Origin of the sequence: Cohnella baijiui, assembly GCF_020731285.1 — a bacterium.
Classification (GTDB): Bacteria; Bacillota; Bacilli; order Paenibacillales; family Paenibacillaceae; genus Cohnella.
In genome coordinates this window covers 1-244 of the sequence record NZ_JAJFOW010000318.1, presented here as the reverse complement: position 1 = coordinate 244, position 244 = coordinate 1, and the positions used below count along the sequence as shown (strand labels likewise).

Annotated in this window: 1 protein-coding gene; it reads right to left on the bottom strand. The window is 47.1% G+C overall.

Going from position 1 to position 244, the window contains the following annotated elements:
* The coding region (locus tag LKX83_RS32790; protein WP_370639183.1) for a GAD domain-containing protein at window positions 1–244 on the bottom strand (244 nt) is incomplete at both ends.

Below are 244 nucleotides of genomic sequence, written 5' to 3'. Positions count from 1 at the left end.
CCCGTCTTCCTCATCGTATTCTAACAACGGCCAATCGGTAATCCACAAGAAATTGAACTTGCTTTGGTCAATTAACTCGAGCTCTTTACCAAGCTTCAGTCTTAGTGCGCCTAGTGCATCGGCAACAACACTCCTTTTATCCGCCACAAACAAGAGTAAATCTCCTTCAGCTGCTTCGAGTGTCGCTTTTATCGCCGCCGATTCTTCGTCGGAAAAGAACTTGGCAATCGGTCCCTTTAGTCCG